Below are 20,979 nucleotides of genomic sequence, written 5' to 3' on the forward strand. Positions count from 1 at the left end.
GTTCAAATAACGTAGAACGATTTGTATTTTTTCATCAGCTGTAAATTTAGCCATAGAAAAACTGCACCTCCAATTGTTAGACTGTGTCTAACAATTGGGGTGCAGTTCAAAATGACTTTTAGAACGCTCTTTTACTATTAAATTAAATAGAGAAGAATAAGAAAAGTGGTACTTACATATAGTAGATGTGGGAGAATTCGTATAGTAGTAATAGATTGTTATTGAAGTAAATAAATTAATTATTATGAATATTTTTAAAAATACTTTACAATTCGAGAAAAATTAGTAGAATAATAATTAGTAATAATTTTCTGATAATTTAAATTAGAAATCTCTCAAAGTTAGTTTCGTACATATAATTGGGGAGGGTACAAAAATGAAGAAAAAGATGAAAAAGTTTACGGCGGTTGTAGCACCAGTATTAGCAATGAGTGTGGCGTTAACAGCATGTTCTGGATCTTCTGGTGGGGAGAAGAAAACGACTACGACGTCTAATAGTGGCGGGGAAGAGAAAAAATCCGATATTAAATATGCGGCACAGCAAGTAATGAATCGTACAGAAACGAATGAAATTCCGACGATGGATACTTCTAAAAATACAGATACGTTAGGTTCTCAAATTTTAGGAAACACGATGGAAGGGTTATATCGTCTAGATAAAGATAACAAGCCAATTCCAGCGGCGGCAGAATCTAGTACGAAAAGCGAGGATGACAAAAAATATACATTCAAATTACGAAAAGATGCAAAATGGTCAAACGGTGATCCTGTAACAGCGAAAGATTTCGTATTTGCATGGCAACGTCTAGTAGATCCAAAAACAGCTGCAGAATATGCGTTTATTGCTTACTATCTTAAAAATGCAGAGGCAATAAATCAAGAGAAAGCAGAAGTTTCTACATTAGGTGTAAAAGCGGTAGATGATTATACGCTGGAAGTTGAACTAGAGAGACCAGTACCATATTTCTTAAATTTAATGGCATTCGCGTCATACTATCCATTAAATGAAAAGTTCGTAAAAGAAAAAGGAGATAAATACGGTTTAGAGTCTGATACGACAGTTTATAATGGACCGTTTGTACTTACTGATTGGAAGCATGAACAAGGTTGGAAATTAAAGAAAAATGATCAGTATTGGGATAAAAAGACTGTAAAACTAGAAGAAATCAACTATAGTGTAGTAAAAGAACCAGCTACAAGAGTAAATTTATATGATACAGGTGCGATTGATTTTACACTTTTATCAGGTGAATTTGTTGATAAGTATAGAAATAATAAAGAAGAGTTTGGTGCATATTCAGAAACAAGTACTTTTTACTTGCGTCTAAATCAAAAACGTGGTGGGCAAGATACACCGTTAAAGAGTAAAAAATTACGTGAAGCAATTGCATTATCAATCGATAAGAAAGCTTTAACGAATGTCATTTTAAATGATGGTTCAAAACCAGTGGATTATTTAGTACCAAAAGGTTTAGCAGCTGGACCAGACGGTAAAGATTTCGCAGAAACGTTTAAAAATGGTTTAAAACAAGACTCTAAAAAGGCAGCAGCAGCCTGGGAAGCTGCGAAAAAAGAACTTGGAAAAGATCAAGTGACAATAGAGCTATTAAATTATGATACTGGTAATGCGAAAAAGGTTGGGGAGTATGTAAAAGATCAAATTGAAAAGAATTTAAAGGGTGTAACAGTAAATATTAAACTGCAACCATTTAAGCAAAAACTAAAATTAGAATCAGACCAAGATTATGATTTCTCATATGGCGGCTGGAATCCAGATTATGCGGATCCAATGACATATCTTGATATGTTTGAAACGAAAAATTCACAGAATCAGATGAGCTATTCAAATTCAAAATATGATGACATTATTAATAAAAGTAAGACGGAATGGATGGCTGATGCAAAAAAACGTTGGACAGAGCTAGGGAAAGCAGAAAAACTGTTACTTGAAGAAGATGTAGCGCTCGTACCTTTATATCAAAGTGGTAGATCGTATGTTATGAAACCAAATGTAAAGGGAATTGTAAAACATAATATTAGTCCGGAATATAGTTTCAAATGGGCGTATGTAGAAGAGAAATAGTAAAAGAAAAAAGCGTTTTCAAGTTGCAACATTGCACTTGAAAATGCTTTTTTTTCTGTGCACTATTTTTTTGAGGATGAATATATGTATTATAGAAAACTTGAAGGAGAGTCCTATGAAGCGAAACACATACATCGATTTCCTAGCTTATTACGGAATAGGAAGTGCTCATCCTGGTGGTTTTACGTTAACAAAACAATTGTTAGCACAACTGCCTTTTAAATATGGAGCGAATGTCCTTGAAATAGGTTGCGGTACGGGAAAAACAGCGGCATATATGACAAGGGAATTTGGTTATAAAGTAACAACTGTTGAAAAGAATGAAATTATGATTCAAAAGGCAAAAGATAGATGGTTGTTTGAAGGGTTAGATATACAATTAATTGAAGGAAGTGTAGAGCAATTACCTTGTTTGAATAACTCATTTGAGTTCGTACTTGGAGAATCAATCATCGCTTTTACAGAGAAAGAAAGGGTTATCTCGGAGTGTTACCGTGTATTACAGCAGGACGGTAAGCTTGTTGTCATTGAAATGATTATTGATAGGCACATTGATAAGAGTGAGGAAGAAAAAATCGCCCAATTATATGGCATGGAAGAACTATTAACTGAGAATGAGTGGGTACAATTATTTCAGAAAGCAAATTTTAAAAGAATTACAATTGCTGGCGGTGGCACGATTGCAGAAACGATCTCTGGCTATGTAGAAGAGCCAGAATGGAATGTATCCTCACATATTCCGAATGAGTTATATGAGGCGTGGGTACAGCATGAAAATGTAAGGCTTATGTACCAACACATTTTAGGGCATCGTATTTTTATATGTGAAAAATAAAGAAAAAGAGTTGGCTAAAGGTAGCCAACTCTTTACTATGTTAAATGAAAAATAATGCAGCTAATGTAATTCCGAAGATGAAACCAAATCCGAGTTCAACACCCCAGCCACAACCGCCGCCACCCCAGCCGCCGCCACCACCACAACTACCGCAACCACGGCCACCACATCCGCAACTGCTGAATCCACCACCGCATCCAAATCCGCAACTATCACATCTGCTAAGGCCGCCACAAAGGTCACAACCACCGTTTGCATAAGCATCATAGTATCCGAATCCTGAATCAAAAGATGAGCGCTGTTGCACCGGTTCGATCCATACAGAGTTTTGTGTCAAATCGATTATTTTACCTAAATGTATACGGCCATCACGGTCTTCAATCCGAACAACTTTTCCGAAATAACGTCGGCATGTATCATAACATTTTTGTCTATGCATGTTCTTTCCTCCTTCCGCATTACAGTAATACGATATGTAAGTGGGACAAGTGCGGCTTGTACGAATGTCCTATCTATCATAATTGTTATAGGAAAGGGGAAATATAAGAAGAGGATATATAAGGAGGAAAAGGCATGAAATCTACAGATCAGTTTCAGACATACGAAGTACCGTGGGAAGAATTTATTGAAGCGTTGCGAGAGGAAATGAAGAAGCAAGTAGGGGCAGATATTATTGATACAGTAGTTTGCAATTTAGAAGATGGTTTTGAAGTGTATACATATGTGCAGGGGGATTTAGATTTTGAATATAAGGAAGGGCTTGAGAGAAAATACGGAAGTGATGCGAAGATACCTAATGTGTTAACGATAATGTTATTAGCTAGTATTTATAATACAAGTGAAGCGAATATACGCTTGCATGCGGATAATAAAGAGAATCCGATTGTTGAAGTGTATGTAAAGCAATGAAACACGCTGTGAAAAGCGTGTTTTTTATTTGTATGATAAAATGTTAGAAAATTAAGAAATGAGGTGGGGGATTGGGAATTAAACATCTTAATTTAACAGTTACAGATGTAACAGCATCTAGAGAGTTTTTAGAGAGGTATTTTGGTTTAATTTGTAGTGGAACAAGGGGGAATGCCTTTGCAGTTATGCGTGATAATGATGGATTTATACTAACTTTAATGAAAGGAAAAGAAGTTCAGTATCCAAAAACATTTCATGTAGGATTTCCACAAGAAAATGAAGAACAAGTAGATAAGATAAATCAAAGATTGCAGGAAGATGGATTTTTGGTCGAGCCTCCTAAGCATGCCCATGCGTATACGTTTTACGTTGAAGCACCTGGTGGAATTACAATAGAAGTGATGTGTTAAGTCAAAAATCAAACTTTTTGTTATGTGTTTTTAAAATGAAAAGTAGGAAAAGTCTGTTTTAAGCGTGGATCTTAAACAGGCTTTTTTACTTATATAATTGGATAGAGAATGCTAGAAGGAATATTACCAAGTGTATAATCTGTTTACATAATAAAGTTATGGTGGGTTAGTTGTCCTAAAATACAAGTCATATATCTTGTTTCCTCTCATAAATTTAAACATAGGAATTTGTCTACAAAGGTGGCGAAGCCTCATCATGAAAATTCGAATTTGTGCCACGTTCATGTTGTTTCTATTTATATGTTTACCTTTATCAGCTTTTGCAAAAGGAGAGGAGGCAAAGGAAAGGGTCGTTTCACTTGTATATGACGATTCGGGCAGCATGAGAAATAACGATCGCTGGAAATATGCCAATTATGCTTTGCAAAGTTTAGTTGCGCTATTAGATGAAAAAGATAAATTTTCTTACGTTCCAATGAGTAAGCCGAATGATCCATTAAACATTTCGTTAACGAAGGATAAAAGGCAAACAGAAATTGAGGGAATTGGAGCGTGGAAAACGTATTTAAATACTCCGTTTAGCGCGGTAGAAACGGCTATGCAATCTATAAAAAAGGAAGCAGATATAGATGGAAAACGTGAATTTTGGCTTATTGTATTAACTGACGGGGCATTTAATGATTTAGAGAAAGATAAGGTTGGCGGAAAAGAACAAATTTTGCAGAAATTAGCCCAGTTTAAGAAAGAAATGGATGCAAAAAAGATATCGTTACACCCAGTCTTAATTACGATGGAAGAAGATTTAGGACAACAAGAAAAAGAACAATTAAACACGTTCAAAGAAATATGGAAGAAAGAGATAAATGGTGTTACGATGCCGTCAAGCGGAGAAGATGGCATTGTAAAAAGTGTAAATCAAGTGGCAGCATTAGTTGCAAATCGTGATCCATTCTCCTCTGTTGAATCGATTGTCAAAACGAAAGTAGTGGGGAAAAAAGTAGAGATTACAACACCGTTTCCGTTAAAACGTATGACGCTTGTACGACAATCGCCTTCTCTGCCCGATTATCAGGTCACACAAATTTCTAAACCATTACAATTACAATCTTCTTTTTCCATACATGCACCAGGAGAAGCAAAATTGTTCGGAAATATAGTTCATATAAGTACGGCAAATCAGGAAATTATTAAACCAGGAACTTATACGATAGAAGTGGACCAGGACATTGAGAAAGAAGGGCTACAAGTACTAGTTGAACCGGCGCTTAATTATACGGTTTCTACTTATGACAAAGATGATAGTAGTCAAAAAAGTGTAGAGAAAATGTACGAAGGTGTTACTGCTGTTATTGAAGCGAAGCCTACGGAGTTGCCAGTTCAGTCTTCTTACTTTCAAGCAGAAGTAGAAATAGACGGAAAACAATATCCGATGAAGTGGGACGATAAAAGGCATGTGTTTTATTACGAAACTAAGCTTGATAAAGGGTTAGTACGCGGGAAAGTTCATATGAATATAAAGGGGTTTTATAGACAGACGAAAGAATTTAAAATTGAAACAGCTGAGAAACCAAAATTATCACTTCAAACTGTTACAAAAGATTATGAAGAAAAAGTGACAAATTTAGAGAATAGTAAACCATTTGTTTTGCAGCCACAGTTAGATGGTAAGCCGATGACAGAAGAAGCTGTAAAAAAACTATTAAAATCTACTGGTGTCACATCTGAACAATCAATCAATTATGAAATAAAGCAACATGGAAACCAGATCTATGTTTATCCTCGTCCCTATTACTCCGACACATTTAATTTTACAGATACCGGCACCGTAGAAGCTACCATCGTAATGCAGGATTCAAAGTTACAAGAAGTAAAGAAAAACATAACATTCCGTATTCAAGATGCTCCGTTTTATGAAAAATATGCGCTCATTTTTAAGTTTGTCATTCCTATCACTTTATTACTGCTAGTAGTAGGAATCATTGTTTTAGGATGGATTGTTCGGCCGAGATTTCACCGGAAGGCACTACTGTATTATGAATGGGATCAAGAGGTAGCGAAAGATTGGCTATATCAATCTGAACCAGAATTACTTCGAAATAAATGGTGGAACCATTATTTTGGTATCCCATTTAGAGCAGAAAGAAAAACGGTGCAATCCGTTACGTTTATAGCGAAGAAAGGTTCGAAATCTGTCTTTGTAGCGAAAGAATCACAAGTAGTTGGAATGATTATTGATGGGATGTTTATAACAGAGGATGAAGTAGGAATGGAACATAAGACACTATATCCAAATGAACTTTTACTAATTGATAGAGGATATGGTAAGGAGATTTACAAGTACGAATGTGAATAGTAGATAGGGATAAGAAGGGGATGGAGTATTGATTCTCTTTCCCTTTTTTCAAACAAGCAAGAATAGGAAGGTGGTTCACATGACATTACAAGTTCCAACAATATTGATTGGTTTAGGTGGAATCGGTAGTACTGTGACGCATCAAATATATGAAAAACTGCCTGAAGAGCGCCGGAAAAAGGTAGCAATGCACGTATTTGATACAGATGTGAATACATTGAGTAAATTTGATCATATTCGAAAGTTTAAGACGCAAACGAGTTCGAGTAAAACGCCAAGAGAGTATATTGCGGGAGATCCAACGATTCCAGAGTGGTTTCCGATGGACCCGACTATACTTGATAAACCATTAACAGAAGGAGCAGGACAGTTACGCGTCATTTCACGTTTAGCGTTACGTGCTGCGATGAAAGAAGATAAATTGACATCCTTTTGGCAAGAAATTGAGAAGATTTTTCCAGTTACAAGCGATCAAACGGAATATGGAGTACGTGTCATTATAGTAACGTCACTAGCGGGCGGAACAGGTTCAGGGATGTTTCTGCAAATTGCATTATATTTACGTGAAATGCTTCGAAAAAAACTGCAGCATCACAACATTTTAATACGCGGTGCGTTTTTAATGCCGGATGTGTTAGTTAAGACGAGAACGGTTAGTGCGAAAGAGTTTGAAACGGTGCAAGCAAACGGCTATGCATCGTTAAAAGAATTACATGCTATTACGCTCGGTTCTACTGGAGAATTATCAAAACGTGGCGGTGTAACAATTGAATTAGAGTATCGCCCTGATCAAGTAGATGAAGACGGAAGAACGAATCATACAATTAAACAACATCATTTACCGTACAATTATTGTTTCTTATACGATTATGAAAACCTACATGGACACCATTTACACAATTTATCGGACTATATGGAACAGATGGCAAATACAATTTATTTACAGTTATTTAGCCCAATGTCCACAAGTCATTTTGCACAAGAAGACAATCAAATTCAGCAATTAGCAGAATCAAGCGGAAAAGGACGATATTGCGGGGCAGGAACGGCAAAACTCATTTATCCGTATGAGCATGTGTTAAAATATTGTGCTTTAAAATGGGCTGTGCAAGGTTTAGATGAATCGTGGCTTCATTTAGATCAACTGTTTCAAGAGAAGAAGCAAAGATATGACCAAGATGTAAAACGTGGTATGCAGCGTGAAAAGCCGGAGAGAGGTAAAAGTTATTTAGAGGACTTGGAACATCTTGCTACCCGTCCAGAGCAAGCTCATATTTTCTATAGACAAATGTACAATGAAACACGTGAAGGAGCAGAAGGTGGTAAGCTCGGAGTTGCAAAATCAAAACTGTTTTTAGAAGCTGTAGAAAGTTATGTACAACGCACGGTGCAAAAAGATGAGGAATTAAATCGTCTGCAACATGAGTGTAAAATTTCAGCTGCGAAACTGAAAATGATGGAACAAATGAAAGGTGAAGTGGCAAGAGTGGATCATGCGGTTCGTTTATATGCGTATGCGATTCCGAGCCGTGTACATGAACATGTAACGACACTTTTATATGACATGATTGAATCAGATCGCTTTTCACCAAGTGGTTCTGAAGGGCAGTCCTATCAATTAAATACATGGTTTTTAAAGAAAACAGATCCAGTTCACCCAGTAGCAGCACGTTTTATGTTATATGAAATTCGAAAGCAGTTAGTAGAAAAAATGAATCGACTACATGAAAATAATGAACAAAAGCGCAATGTAATTCAAAACTACGATAAAAAATTTAATGTAGGTAATATCGATGGCACGGTAACGGCTGTACGCCGAGTAGAAATTGCTCAACAACAAGGCTGGTTCGGAAAAATGATTAATAATCAGCAACGTTTATTCAAAAGAGAATTTGAAGACATCGTAACGCAATATGTACACAAATTAAATGAATATCGAAAAGAAATGCTATTAGAACTTGTATATCAATCGCTATATCAAGCAGTTAATAAAATGATTCAATATTGGGAAAGGTTTTTTGATAATTTACATGAAACACGTGAAAATTTATTATTTGAAATCCAAAAGCGCAGTAAGGAATTTGAAGGAAAAACAAACCCGACGAATGTATATGTATTAGCTGAGGAACAGTTGCAAGAAAAGATATGGCAAGATATGCAGCAACATTTAAATTTAGGTGTACTACCGAAAGATATATCAGCGGAAATTTATATGAGTTTGTACGGAGAATATTGTCGTGATGCGAAAACAGAAGAGATTCAGTCGAAAAAGGTAGAGGATTTCTACCGCGAACATATACTGAGCTATTGTTATGACGAACTGCAAGTACGCTATCGTGATAAATTAGAACTGAATATCATTGAAGCGTTGCGAAAAGAAGCAGATTATAAGAAACGTGATCGCGATGAATACGTTCGTGAAAAAATTGAAGACCTGTTCCATTTAGCAAGTCCGTTCATTCCAAAAGTTTCTCATCATAGGGAATTACAATATTGGGGTATACATCCTTCTTTAAAGAAAGAGCTACAAGAGGAATTGATTCAAGAAATGTTTAAAGAAAAAGATACAGTACATGAAGCCTTTTCGCCATTTGAAGTGATCTGTTATCGAGCACATTATGGTTTATCGCTGCAAGATTTTCCTAAATTATCATCAGGACATATTTCAAACGGATTTATGAATGATAAAGGTGACTATTTCCAATCGTATTATCGCCGTGTAAACAAATTGAATAGTAAAAAATCTAGTTTAACGCCGCATTTAGATAAGTATTGGCACTTACCAGCCTTTATGCCAGACTTGAATGCGACTCAAACAAAATTAGATTATGATAAATGTAATCGTGCATTACTATACGCATATATGTATCGCTGGATTAGTTTAGTTGCTGTTGATGGACAATTTGTGTATCAATATAACGGTGTGGGGCGTAGCTTTTTAATTCAGTCGATGGGGAAAAATATTTCAAGTGAAAGTTATAAATTACACAGAGCATTGCTTCATAATCCGTTTATTTATGAAAACATCTTGTCACGATTTGAAGAAGAGCAAGAAAAGGCGATGATACAAGGTGGACATTTATATACACATCCGTTCGTATTAGGAGCCCAAGATGTAAGATGGCTTAGAAAAGAACATGTCCACAATCTTTTAGATATGATTTTAATGTATGACCGTGAAGCGAAGTATGATCCGACGTTAGAAGAAACATCAGATGAATTATTAAGACTATTCCTTGATGAAATCGAGTTGTATTTCCAGAACTATTACGGTACAGGTGCTGATATGGTTGCAAAGAAAGAGAAAGAAATGTTTATTAAACAATTGTGGGATCGCTCGCATGCGAAAGGATATGTAGATCCAAATAGCGCTCCGTATAAAAAATGGCAAAATTTATTACGTATTCAAGATGAAGAAGAAACGCCAAAAACGAATGTATAATGAATGGAAAGGGAATCCTTAAAAGTGGCAATACAACTTTAGAAAAGAGGGATTCTGATGCCGTTTTTAGGAAGTGTATATCAAATATTTGGATTGTATCCGGAACTTTATTATGGGATGATTTCAGCAGAGCTGCAAGAGGAAGCTCAGAAGGAGCATCTTGAAAATAGTAGTGCAGAAGCTGAAGTGGAAGAATAAAAAAAGTGCAGATGAAAATCTGCACTTTTTTGTTAGTATTAAAATGGTGAAATAACCTCAAATAAATTATTATTTTTGAATAATAGTTTATTTGAGGTTATTATGATTTTTATTACATTGTATGTAATGAAAAATGTATGAAAATCAATGTAATAAAATGAATATGAATATTAAGGTGGAAAACAACAATGTTTTTGAGAAAATAATTATGTATAAAAATAACATTTGATAAATAATCAACCAATTATTTTCGAATGATTTATTATTGACAATATAATTAATTGTATGATAAATTCAATCAGCATTCTTAATGGCTTTTTGGTACGGTCAATATTTTGAAAATTCAATACGATATAAAGAGATTGATTTTTCTGTTTTTTTGATGGGGTGGGTTACTAAGTCTATAGGGGAAGTGAATTATGTATATTTTTATTTTTAAAATAGAACAGTAATAAAGAATGTAACAAGTAAGAGATAAACTTGAAAAAGAGGTTTCAAAGAATGAGTCTTTTCATAAAGAAAGCAATGGATGAAGAAAAGAAAAAAGTATTGAATCAAACTTTAGGAGCGATTGATCTAACTCTGTTAGGTATTGGAGCAATTATTGGTACAGGTATTTTCGTATTAACTGGTATTGTAGCAGCGAAACATGCTGGTCCGGCGATTGTATTATCTTTTGTATTAGCAGCAATTATATGTGCATGTGTAGCTTTCTGTTATGCTGAATTTGCATCTACAGTTCCAGTTTCGGGAAGTGTATATTCATACACATATATGACACTAGGTGAGATTTTTGCATTTATAGTTGGCTGGTGTGTTATGCTGGAGTATTTATTAGCGACTTCTGCGGTTGCAGCGGGCTGGTCAGCATATTTTCAGTCACTGCTACTAGGTTTTAATATTCACATTCCTACGGTTTTTGCTTCGGCACCAGGAATGGGGAAGGGGGGAATCATTGATTTACCAGCAGTTCTTATTATTTTAGTTGTTACATTTTTATTAAGCCGTGGTGCAAAAGAAAGTGCACGAATTAATAATATAATGGTTATTATTAAACTGGCTGTTATTGTAGGATTTATTGTTGTAGGGACACAATATGTAAGACCAGAGAATTGGCAACCATTTCTACCGTTTGGTTTTCACGGCGTGGTAGGGGGCGCTGCTACTGTATTTTTTGCTTTTTTAGGATTTGATGCAGTTGCAACAGCCGCAGAGGAAGTGAAGCGTCCACAACGTAACGTGCCAATTGGGCTACTTGTTTCCTTGCTCATTTGTACCGTTCTATATGTAGGTGTTTCATTCGTGCTAACTGGAATGGTTCCGTTTACGGAATTAAATGTTGCTGATCCGGTTGCATATGCGTTGCGCACTGTAGGAGAAGATAGAATTGCTGGGTTGTTATCGGTGGGAGCGATAGCAGGGCTAACAACAGTTCTGTTAGTAGCTATGTTTGCATTTGTTCGTGTATCTTACTCGATGAGTCGAGATGGATTGTTACCAAAAAGACTTTCAAGTGTCCATAAACGTTTACAAACTCCATTTTTTAATACGTGGGTTACAGGTATACTAGCAGCTTTATTAGCGGGATTAGTGGATTTGAATTTATTAGCTAATTTAGTGAATATGGGAACGATAACAGCATTTGTGTTTGTATCTATAGCTGTCATTGTATTAAGAAAGACACATCCTAATATGAAGAGGCCATTCCGTGCCCCTCTAGTACCTTTTTTACCTATCGTTTCAATAGTAAGTTGTATATATTTGGCTTTGAACCTTTCTAAGCTTACTTTAATTAGTTTTGTGGCATGGATTATAATAGGTGTTTTCATATATTTTGTATATGCTAAAAAACATAGTAATGTTAGAAATGGAAATAGAGTATAGTCCATTGAAATAATACTTGTAATGGAAATGAAAACACGCTACTTATTCATATAAGAACAAGTAGCGTGTTTTTACTATTTAATAATTCCACTTTCTAAAATTTTGATAGTAGGTGTTACTTTCACACTAGCTTTTGAAAAAGCGCTAGGCCAATCATCTTCAACCTTTTTCCATTCTTTATATTGAAAAGCTCTTGCATAATCGCCAAATCCGAATGGATCCACTTGCTGCTTTTGAATTTTGTGGATTAATTCGTTTAAATCTTTGTTTAGTTGTTTTGTTATAAGTGTTGTTAATTTCTTGTTATCTTTGTCTATATCTATATTGAATGTAACCTCAGATATGGCAACTTTTAAATTCATTTTAATATTAAATGTGAAGTGGTTATCGATATAACCTGTACCAATATCGCGATTCACACTAAGAACGTTTATTGTTACAAAATCATTGCCTTTTGTATCTTTTAGATGATTGTTACTTTCAACTGAATCAGAAGGGATTTTCATTGTAAGTGAAACTGGTGTATTAGATTTCTTTTGCAACATAAGAAGAAGGGCACTTTCATCTCGATTTAATGACATTTTATAAATTCCACGGGAAGTTAAAAGTACAGATCCAGTAACAGTAATTTCTTTCTTTTCTTTTTTTATTTCTGAAATTGTTGGTGTAATCCCTTTATTAAAAGTTTGTCTATGAAATTCATGGAATGTTGTATAAACTGTTCGATTGTATAATTTGTTTGTATTAATTAATTCAGTTAAATGTTCAGGGAGATCTGGTTTATCTTTAAAGTTATTATAAATTATAGAAGAAACAGGTCCTTGTACTGCTACAATACGCATATTACCAGTGTTTTTCGGGTCTCGATACCAAACATCAAGATATGGCATAGCTCCTTCTTGTTTCAAGAACGTATTGCTAAATAAGACGATTTGTAATTTTTCCGTAGATACTAAACCGCTACTAGAACTATTAAACATCGCCTTTGCTTCTCTAGGTGTATGTACTTTTGTTTCATGTGTCTCGTACTTTTTCTCGACATCCTTGTTAAAAGTAGGTATTATTTGGTACACTTTCAGCTTGTTTTTATTATCTTTATCAAAACCGTAAACTAATGAAATGGATTGTTTTTCGAGATCGAGTCGATCCCCACAGCCAGTCAAAAAGATTGTGAGGAAACAAAATATAGTGAAATGAATAAATCGTTTCATTTAAGTGTTTCTCCTTTTCCAATACTGATAAAATGTAATGTATGAGAGGAATACGACTGGGAACAGAAAAACGATAAAATAACTGGCAGTTCCCCAAAATTCGCGTAAAGCATTTATTTGATAAGAAGAAGGGATATAAAAAAGTAGGGTGAAAATACACCCGAATAAAAAAAGCCAAATAGGTAATGAACTACCTTTTTTATTGAGTAATTGATTGATTCCATCTGAAACGGTAAAAATATAAGGAATACAAGAATCAAAAATAATAAAGAGATAAAATGATAAAAATATAATTTCAAATCGCTCTAAGAATGAAAAATGAAATGGTGTAATGAGAGAAAGAGTAGGCCATAAAAACTTCGTTATACCATCTGGGCTAAAATAAACAAAAGAAACGAACGTAACTTGAAGATAAATAAATAGTGTAATTAAATTTGCAAAAACAATACCTTTTTTAGCGGATGACTTGTTACTAAGATAAGGATAAAGGACAAATGCAAACTCAAATCCAAGAAACGCAATGATAGTTGATTTGACTGTATTTAAAACGGGTAACCACCCTTCTTTGAGAAGGGGAAGAAGGTATATCCAATGACCATCTTTAAGTGGGATAAATAATAATAATGGCATCCAAATTGTAAAAAAAAGAGTGAATACGGCATATCGACTTATAATGATTATTCCTTTGCACGCCAACATAATCATTGGGATAGATAGCAAAATCATAATTAAAAACATAGGAGATCTAGGTAAAATCCAAATGTGAACGATGTATAAGAGGGAAAATATTAAAGAAATAGCGGCAAGTGCAGCATATAAAATCCAAAGGAGCATCATTCCGTTTCCTAGCCATTTTCCAAGATAACGTGTCAGGACATCAAGTAAAGTATCTCCGGGATGTTTTTCCATGATTTTTATAATACATAGACTGAATAAAGTAGTTATGACGCATCCGATAATAATCGACATCCATCCATCAGTATTCGCTCCTTGTGCAACTTCACGCGGAAGTGTAAGTAAACCAAAACCGACTTGAACACCACTAATAGTGAGAATGTATTGAAATAAAGTAATCTCCCTCTTTGCACGATTTGTCACTTGTTTTCCTCCGTTTCCTCGTCATCTCTTTGTCGATTTTCTTGTTTTAGGTTAAGAGACATTGGTCGTTTTTTCATTATTTTCCAAGGTAATCGTATAAGAATATCTTTTATATCGGAAGAGAATAGTGGGGAAAAAGGACTACCATAAGGAACACCAAGTGATTCCATAGAAAGAATATGGATGATGATAACCGCCATCCCAACCATAATTCCAATGACCCCAAATAAAGAAGCGATTATCATCATTGGAAAGCGAAGAAGCCGAATTCCTGCTGACATTTCCATGTTAGGGATGATAAAAGAAGCGACTGCGGTAATAGATACGACGATAACCATAACATTACTTACGATTCCTGCTTGAACTGCAGCTTGTCCAATGACAATCCCTCCTACGACGCCAATCGTTTGTCCAACGGGACCAGGAAGCCGAACTGCAGCTTCGCGGAGCATTTCAAGTACTAATTCCATTAACAATGCTTCTAGTATAGGGGGGAAAGGAATTTTAGCTCGAGATTCTCCAATTGTTAACAATAATTTGAGCGGAATCACTTCATAATGGAAGGAAATCATAGCAATATAAAGAGCAGGAGCAAATATTGCAATAAATAGCCCAGTGAAACGAAGGAGTCGTATAAAAGATGGAATCATAGGTCTGAAGCTGTAATCATCTATCGTCTGAAAGAAGGATGAAAAGGTCATAGGTCCTATTAATACGCCTGGTGAGCGATCTACAACAACAGCAATTCGCCCATTCAAAATATGATGTGCCGTTGTGTCAGGACGTTCAGTGATAGACAATTGTGGGAAGAGAGTATAGGAATTATCTTCAACAAATCCTTCTAATTCACCGGTAGTAAGAATAGCATCTACTTTGATTGATTCAATGCGGCATGCCATATCTTGTACAACATCTTCGTTTGCAACATCTGCAAGATAAAGTAAAAAAACTTTAGAGGTTGCTCGTTCGCCAACAGTGAATTCCTTCACTTTTAATTCGTGATTTGGAATATATCGACGAATAAGTGCGATACTATCACTTGCCACTTCATTAAATCCTTCGTGTGAGCTTTTTATGGAAGTCTCTGTTGTAGGTTCTTCAATACTCCTTTTTGGCGCCGCTTGCGTATCTAGTTCTAAAGCTGATAATTGCCCGTTTATAAATAAAATACTTTTGCCATGTAAGAGAGATTGCTCAATGTCTATCCACTTCTGAACTTTTTTAATATTCCCTATAGAAACAGAAGATTCCCAAAAATCGTCTTCATTCCATTCTTTAAATAAGAGAGGACGAAGAATGTCTACATTAATAACAGTTTTATCTACAAGTCCTTCCATATATATAAGAGCAGCTTCTTTTCCGTTTTTTAACGGGAAAGTGCGTATAATTAATTCTGGAATACCACTAAATAATTTGGATAAGTGTTTAAGATTAAGCGGCATGGAGGAAGAAATTTCTTTATTTAATACAGTTTCAGATTGCTCATGTGTAGAGAAAGATTTTTCGCCCCTTATCCATTTTCGAAAAGATCCCATATATTCACCTTATTCCTCGTTGAACTTTATATGGGTTATTATGGATAGTTACATACAGACATATGCGCAGTTTAAAATTTATATTGTATATTTGTACATTTAACGCTATAATTATAGTGTTAAAGATGGAATCGTGATATGACCTGTTATGAATCTATCGTTTTATTTATGAATAAATGGATTGGTATTTTAGCAAGATGTGCTAATAAACTACTCCACCATGATGATAGCGTGCCCAAAATGTGGTGCGTATATTTTCGTGGTGGAGTTTTTTTATTCTCAAAAAGGGGGAAAGACCATGAATGACAACATGGTTCATATTACAATTGACGGAAAAAAGTATACAGCGGAGCCTGGTTCAACGATATTGGGTGTTATTAATGAGAACGGGATTGAACATCCGCAAATTTGTTACGTGCCGGAAGTAGATCCTATTCAAACATGTGACACTTGTATTGTAGAAGTTGACGGAAAGTTAATGCGTTCTTGTTCGACGATAGCAACGGAAGGTATGAACGTTGAGCGTGCTTCTGTTCGCGCAAAAGAAGCACAAACAGAGGCGATGGATCGGTTACTAGAAAATCATTTATTATACTGTACAGTATGTGACAACAACAATGGGAACTGTAAACTGCATAATACAGCAGAATTAATGGAAATTGAACATCAAAAATATCCTTATGAACCGAAAGTAGATGTAAGTGAAGTTGATATGACGCATCCGTTTTATCGCTATGACCCTAATCAATGTATTGCATGCGGTCAATGCGTTGAGGTGTGTCAAAACTTACAAGTAAATGAAACGTTATCGATAGACTGGGAAGCGGAACGCCCACGAGTTATTTGGGATGAAGGAGTAAATATTAATGATTCTTCATGCGTTAGCTGTGGTCAATGTGTAACGATTTGCCCTTGTAACGCTTTAATGGAGAAAACGATGCTCGGTGAAGCTGGATTTATGACGGGATTAAAACCAGATATTCTTGAACCGATGGTAGATTTAATTAAAGAAGTTGAGCCTGGATATAGCGGTATTTTTGCGGTATCAGAAGTGGAAGCGGCCATGCGTGATACTCGTACGAAGAAAACGAAAACAGTATGTACATTTTGTGGTGTAGGTTGTTCGTTTGAAGTGTGGACGAAGGGGCGTAAAATCCTTAAAGTACAGCCATCTTCAGATGCACCAGTTAACGCAATTTCCACTTGTGTAAAAGGGAAATTTGGTTGGGATTTCGTAAATTCTAAAGAACGAATTACAAAACCTTTAATTCGTAAAAATGGAACGTTTGTTGAATCTACATGGGAAGAAGCACTGAATGTAGTTGCAAATAAATTAGGTACTATTAAAGAAGAGTACGGTAAAGGTTCTATCGGATTTATTTCTTCATCTAAAATTACAAATGAAGATAATTATGTAATTCAAAAATTAGCTCGACAAGTATTTGGAACGAATAATATTGATAACTGCTCACGTTATTGCCAATCACCAGCAACGGATGGTTTGTTCCGTACAATTGGTATGGGCGGTGATGCAGGAACGATTAAAGATATTGCGCAATCTGGTCTTGTTATTATTGTAGGATGTAATCCGACAGAAGGTCATCCTGTTTTAGCTACACGTATTAAACGTGCACATAAATTACACGGACAAAAGTTAATTGTAGCTGATCTTCGTAAAACAGAAATGGCAGAGCGATCAGATGTCTTTATTAGTCCAAAACAAGGAACAGATCAAGTTTGGTTAATGGCTGTTACAAAATATATGATTGATCGAGGTTGGCATGATCAGGAATTTATTAATGAGAATGTAAACTTCTTTGAAGATTTCAAAGAAAGTCTAGAAGAATATACACTTGCATATGCAGAAGAAGTAACAGGTATTTCAAAAGAAACACTTATTCAAATGGCTGAAATGATTCGTGATGCAGATGGTACATGTATCCTTTGGGGTATGGGGGTAACGCAAAATACAGGTGGTTCTGATACTTCCGCTGCAATTTCAAACTTACTTCTTGCAACAGGGAACTATCGTCGTCCAGGAGCAGGTGCATACCCACTTCGAGGTCACAATAACGTACAAGGTGCTTGTGATATGGGTACTTTACCAGGATGGCTTCCAGGATATCAGCACGTTACTAACGAAATGGAACGTGCGAAATTTGAAACTGCTTACGGAGTGAAAATTGATAGTGAACCAGGTCTTAATAATATTGAAATGCTTCACGCAATTGACGAAGGAAAAATGAAAGCAATGTATCTTGTCGGAGAAGATATGGCTCTTGTAGATTCTAATGCAAATCATGTACATGAAGTGTTGTCGAGTCTTGATTTCTTCGTTGTGCAAGATGTTTTCCTTTCTAAAACTGCTCAATATGCAGATGTTGTATTACCAGCAGCGCCATCTCTTGAGAAAGAAGGTACTTTCACAAATACAGAGCGCCGTGTCCAAAGATTATATCAAGTTCTTCCTACGCTAGGAGATGCGAAACCAGACTGGTGGATCGTCCAGGAGGTTGCGAATAAACTAGGGGCAAACTGGAATTATAGCCACCCAAGTGAAATCTTTGCTGAAATGGCAAGTTTATCACCATTGTTCTCGCAAGCAAACTATGAAGTGCTTGAAGGATGGAACAGTTTCCATTGGGGAAGTTTTGATGGAACGAATACACCACTTCTGTTCCAAGATGGATTTAACTTCCCAGATAAAAAAGCTCGTTTTGCGATTGCTGACTGGGTACGTCCAGCTGAATTTCCAGCTGAGTTCGACCTTCACATTAACAACGGTCGTATGCTTGAGCATTTCCATGAAGGGAATATGACAAATAAATCAACAGGTATTCAAACGAAAGTACCTGGTGTTTTCGTTGAAATCTCTCCAGACCTTGCAAAAGAACGTGGCGTAAAAACAGGTTCGTTAGTTCGTCTTGTCTCTCCTTTTGGAGCATTAAAATTACGTGCACTCGTTACAGATCGTGTAAAAGCGAATGAGTTATATTTACCGATGAACTCTACAGATAACGAAACGGCAATTAATTTCTTAACAGGTCCTGCTGTGGATGTACGTACGAATACACCTGCGTATAAACAAACGAAAGTGCGTATGGAAGTGTTAGAAGTTGATGGCGAAAATCCGATGCCAAAAGCGAACCCACGCAATAAAAAACGTCACCCTCAAGCTGGAATTGAGGTACATCGTAAGTGGACACGTCCAGGGTATGTGCATTTAACGGATAAGTAGGAGGAGAAAACTATGGCTGCACCTATAAAAATGATTCAAAAACAAGAATTAACTGAGGAAGAAATAAAACAGCAAAAATTAGATGATTTAAAGGAGCTTTTAACAAATAATGAAGAAGCTCTAAATCAGATGTTTAATATAGTAGGGGAATTAAATGACATTGGAATGCTAGAAGCTGCAAATTCTATGCTGAAAGCGAAAGAACCAATTGCAAAGATTGTTCTAGGTCAAGTAACTCGTGAGCCTGTTACAAATTTAATTAATAATATGATGGGTGCTGCAGGTGCGTTAACTGAACTTGACCCAGAACTTACGAAAAAGCTTATAGGTAGTTTATTAGTCGGGCTAGAAGAAGGTAATGAACATCTAGAAAGTAATAAAAAAGTAGGGGTATTCGATCTTATGAAAGTATTGAAAGACCCAGATATTAACCGTGCTATCGGGTTTGGACTTCATTTCTTAAAAGGTATGGGGAAAGGGTTAAAAGACGAATAAACTTCATGAAGTGAACCTTTCCGCCTAAATATTTGTACGAAATAGTTTGGGCGGAAAGCTCATTTTGGTAAAATATATAATAAAGTAAAATGAGGCTTTTGGGAGGTATGATTGTATGTCAAAAAAAGTACATGAATTTAATGATATGATACGAAAACTTCGAAAAGAACTTTTCGGAAAAGGACCAGAACGAATTCATACTGTTTTTGCAGAAAATATGGCTATAGCGACTCTTTATGGAAACTTAACACCTACTGAAAAATTTATTTCAAGTACGATGGACGGTGCGGAAATGGTTCATATGGCTAGAACGAAAATGATTCAAGAAGTGTATGCTGCGAATTCCCGTGAACATTTGGAGGAACTTGTTGGAGCAAAATTAGTGAATTTGTTTTCAGATATGAAAGTAGAAGAAGATATTGCAGTTTCGGTATTTGTTTTCGATAAAAATATAACGTGAGAGAAGGATACTGATCGTGAAACCGATACAGGTAGAAAGAGAAATCTTTCGTTATGAACAAGGGGCGTTTAAGCATATAGAGGACAGCATTGTAACAGAGTTTCCTGTCACCATTAAAATGAACGGACAGGAGTTTGTTACAATGGTTAGTACTCCAGAATATATAGAAGATATGGTAATAGGATTCTTAGCGTCTGAAGGAATCATTCGGAAGTATGAAGATATTGATAGCATATGGGTGCAGGAGAAAGAAGGATTTGTACATGTAACAACGACAAAAGTAAATCCGTATTATGAGCAAATGCAAAATAAACGATATATTACGTCTTGTTGTGGTATGAGTAGGCAAGGGTTTGTTTTTGCCAATGATGCACTAAGTGCAAAAAAAATGCAGGGTGTCCATGTACAGGTTGCGGCAGAGGATTGTTTTCGGTTAATGAAAGAAATGCAGCAATCTGCGGATACGTTTCATCATACTGGCGGGGTTCATAATGCAGCTTTATGTGATGTGAATGGTATTATTTTAAGCCGAATGGATATTGGTAGGCATAATGCACTAGACAAAATTTACGGTTATTGTTTAAGAAACGATATTTCTATAAAAGATAAAATCATTGTTTTTAGTGGTCGTATTTCTTCGGAAATATTATTGAAAGTTGCAAAAATCGGTTGTGAAATTATACTATCAAAATCAGCTCCAACTGAGTTAGCTTTGCAACTAGCGGAAGATTTAGGTATTACGACAATAGGATTTATTCGTAATCACTCCTTAAATGTATATACGCATCCAGAACGTGTTTTAAATATAAAATAAAAGTGAGGCAATGA

At 35.7% G+C, this 20,979-nt stretch carries 16 protein-coding genes; 12 read left to right on the forward strand and 4 right to left on the reverse strand.

The genetic code is table 11. The annotated features are described in order from the left end of the window. Nucleotides 1-376: 376 nt before the first annotated feature. Nucleotides 377-2,083 (forward strand): peptide ABC transporter substrate-binding protein, encoded by a 1,707-nt coding sequence (locus tag MR170_RS01610; RefSeq protein ID WP_242306925.1) that lies wholly within the window; start codon nt 377-379, stop codon nt 2,081-2,083. Between the two features lie 115 nt (nt 2,084-2,198). Beyond that, nucleotides 2,199-2,918, forward strand: coding sequence for a class I SAM-dependent methyltransferase (locus tag MR170_RS01615; protein ID WP_048564490.1), 720 nt, complete (start codon nt 2,199-2,201; stop codon nt 2,916-2,918). Nucleotides 2,919-2,958: 40 nt separating this feature from the next. On the opposite strand, the gene MR170_RS01620 is transcribed toward MR170_RS01615, so the two are convergent. Further along, on the reverse strand, nt 2,959-3,357 hold the full coding sequence (locus MR170_RS01620; RefSeq protein WP_016080691.1) for a hypothetical protein: 399 nt from the start codon (nt 3,355-3,357) through the stop codon (nt 2,959-2,961). 134 nt (nt 3,358-3,491) lie between these two features. On the opposite strand from MR170_RS01620, the gene MR170_RS01625 reads away from it, so the two are divergent. From MR170_RS01625 to MR170_RS01650, 6 genes are all read left to right on the forward strand, one after another. Then, nucleotides 3,492-3,827 (forward strand): hypothetical protein, encoded by a 336-nt coding sequence (locus MR170_RS01625; protein ID WP_000842905.1) that lies wholly within the window; start codon nt 3,492-3,494, stop codon nt 3,825-3,827. Nucleotides 3,828-3,898: 71 nt separating this feature from the next. Then, nucleotides 3,899-4,237: a VOC family protein gene (locus MR170_RS01630; protein WP_242306927.1), complete on the forward strand. Its 339-nt coding sequence runs from the start codon at nt 3,899-3,901 to the stop codon at nt 4,235-4,237. 256 nt (nt 4,238-4,493) lie between these two features. Beyond that, nucleotides 4,494-6,590 carry a vWA domain-containing protein gene (locus MR170_RS01635; RefSeq protein ID WP_242306929.1) on the forward strand — a complete coding sequence of 699 codons (2,097 nt, stop codon included), beginning with the start codon at nt 4,494-4,496 and terminating at the stop codon, nt 6,588-6,590. 79 nt (nt 6,591-6,669) lie between these two features. Next, a complete protein-coding gene (locus MR170_RS01640) occupies nt 6,670-10,032 on the forward strand; it encodes a tubulin-like doman-containing protein (protein WP_242306932.1) in 3,363 nt (1,120 codons plus the stop codon). A gap of 57 nt (nt 10,033-10,089) precedes the next feature. Continuing rightward, nucleotides 10,090-10,230 carry a hypothetical protein gene (locus MR170_RS01645; protein WP_001116193.1) on the forward strand — a complete coding sequence of 47 codons (141 nt, stop codon included), beginning with the start codon at nt 10,090-10,092 and terminating at the stop codon, nt 10,228-10,230. A 501-nt stretch (nt 10,231-10,731) separates the two neighbouring features. Then, nucleotides 10,732-12,114, forward strand: coding sequence for an APC family permease (locus tag MR170_RS01650; RefSeq protein ID WP_016080695.1), 1,383 nt, complete (start codon nt 10,732-10,734; stop codon nt 12,112-12,114). A gap of 74 nt (nt 12,115-12,188) precedes the next feature. Here the strand turns inward: MR170_RS01650 and MR170_RS01655 are convergent, their stop codons facing one another. From MR170_RS01655 to MR170_RS01665, 3 genes are read right to left on the reverse strand one after another with little or no spacing between them, the layout of a single operon-like run. Next, on the reverse strand, nt 12,189-13,325 hold the full coding sequence (locus MR170_RS01655; protein ID WP_029443011.1) for a Ger(x)C family spore germination protein: 1,137 nt from the start codon (nt 13,323-13,325) through the stop codon (nt 12,189-12,191). Beyond that, nucleotides 13,326-14,423, reverse strand: a complete 1,098-nt coding sequence (locus MR170_RS01660; RefSeq protein ID WP_226604102.1) for an endospore germination permease — start codon at nt 14,421-14,423, stop codon at nt 13,326-13,328. It lies immediately after the preceding gene. Beyond that, a complete protein-coding gene (locus MR170_RS01665; RefSeq protein WP_242306934.1) occupies nt 14,420-15,958 on the reverse strand; it encodes a spore germination protein in 1,539 nt (512 codons plus the stop codon). Before MR170_RS01665 ends, MR170_RS01660 begins: the two co-directional genes overlap by 4 nt. A gap of 298 nt (nt 15,959-16,256) precedes the next feature. Between MR170_RS01665 and fdhF the strand changes: the two genes are divergently transcribed. The 4 genes from fdhF (at nt 16,257) to fdhD (ending at nt 20,965) form a co-directional block, all read left to right on the forward strand. Then, nucleotides 16,257-19,196 carry a formate dehydrogenase subunit alpha gene (gene fdhF / locus MR170_RS01670; protein WP_242306936.1) on the forward strand — a complete coding sequence of 980 codons (2,940 nt, stop codon included), beginning with the start codon at nt 16,257-16,259 and terminating at the stop codon, nt 19,194-19,196. A gap of 12 nt (nt 19,197-19,208) precedes the next feature. Further along, nucleotides 19,209-19,691 (forward strand): helical membrane plugin domain-containing protein, encoded by a 483-nt coding sequence (locus MR170_RS01675; RefSeq protein WP_000729897.1) that lies wholly within the window; start codon nt 19,209-19,211, stop codon nt 19,689-19,691. A 115-nt stretch (nt 19,692-19,806) separates the two neighbouring features. After that, on the forward strand, nt 19,807-20,151 hold the full coding sequence (locus MR170_RS01680; RefSeq protein WP_000039582.1) for a Na-translocating system protein MpsC family protein: 345 nt from the start codon (nt 19,807-19,809) through the stop codon (nt 20,149-20,151). A gap of 16 nt (nt 20,152-20,167) precedes the next feature. Continuing rightward, nucleotides 20,168-20,965: a formate dehydrogenase accessory sulfurtransferase FdhD gene (gene fdhD / locus MR170_RS01685; protein ID WP_029443008.1), complete on the forward strand. Its 798-nt coding sequence runs from the start codon at nt 20,168-20,170 to the stop codon at nt 20,963-20,965. Nucleotides 20,966-20,979: the final 14 nt, after the last annotated feature.

The organism is Bacillus cereus group sp. BfR-BA-01524 (assembly GCF_022662595.1).
In the GTDB taxonomy this organism is placed as follows: domain Bacteria; phylum Bacillota; class Bacilli; order Bacillales; family Bacillaceae_G; genus Bacillus_A; species Bacillus_A thuringiensis_S.